Here is a 1,103-nt window from a genome sequence, read left to right on the forward strand (position 1 = left end):
CGCTGGTCTTCATGTATTTCGCCAATGTCTGGTTCGGCACCTCGATCGGCGGCCTCGTCGACCCGCAATATCTCAACCAGCCGATGAGCTGGGCCAAGGCGGCCTCGGTGCTGGAGCATCTCTGGATACCCGTCATCATCATCGGCGCCGGCGGGACGGCCGGCATGATCCGCGCCGTGCGCGCCAACCTGCTCGACGAGCTGCAGAAGCAGTACTACGTCACCGCCCGCGCCAAGGGGCTGCCGCCCGGCAAGGCGCTGCGCAAATACCCGCTGCGCATGTCACTGAACTTCTTCGTCTCCGACATCGGCGACATCCTGCCCTCGATCGTCTCGGGCGCCGAGATCGTGGCGATCGTGCTGTCGCTGCAGACGACCGGGCCGCTCCTGATCCGCGCCCTGCAGAGCCAGGACATGTATCTCGCCGGCTCCTTCCTGATGTTCCTCTCCTTCCTCACCGTGATCGGCGTTCTGATCTCGGACATTGCGCTCGCGATCCTCGATCCGCGCATCCGGCTGCAGGGGACCGCGACCAAGTGAGCCCGATCGCACAAACGAGCCCGCACTCGCCCTCGACCTTGCCGCCCGAAGGCGCGCCCCTGCCGCACACGGCCTCGACCGCCCCCTTCGAGCCCAACGCGGTCGAGACGATGACGCCGGCGCAGGAGCGCGTCTATCTCGCCTCGCAATGGCAGCTGATGTGGTGGAAGTTCCGCAAGCACAAGCTCGCGGTCATCTCCGGCGTCGTCATCCTCGTGATCTATGCGATGGCGATCTTCGCCGAGTTCCTGGCGCCCTATCACTACGACACGCGCAACACGGACTTCATCCGCGCGCCGCGGCAGGAGGTGCACCTCTTCCACGAGGGTCGTTTCCTCGGCCCCTTCGTCTATCCCTATACCCAGCGCCTCAACATGGAGAACCTGAAGCGCGAATACGACGTCGACCGGACCCGCCCGCAGCCCCTGCGCTTCTTCTGCCGCGGCGAGGAATACCGCTTCTGGAACCTCGTCCCGGGCAATCTCCATTTCGTCTGCCCGCCCGAGGACGGCACGCTGTTCCTGCTCGGCTCGGACCGGCTCGGCCGGGACATGCTCTCGCGCA

At 65.7% G+C, this 1,103-nt stretch carries 1 protein-coding gene and 1 pseudogene; both read left to right on the forward strand.

The features are described from left to right. Positions 1-539: ABC transporter permease (locus AX750_RS00010; RefSeq protein ID WP_156462424.1), on the forward strand; the 539-nt coding region annotated here is incomplete at its 5' end. Continuing rightward, positions 536-1,103 (forward strand): annotated as a pseudogene (locus tag AX750_RS00015) (ABC transporter permease); the annotation flags it as partial. The gene AX750_RS00010 and the pseudogene AX750_RS00015, both read left to right, overlap by 4 nt.

It is taken from the genome of Methylobacterium sp. CCH7-A2, assembly GCF_001557075.1.
Lineage (GTDB): Bacteria > Pseudomonadota > Alphaproteobacteria > Rhizobiales > Beijerinckiaceae > Allobosea > Allobosea massiliensis.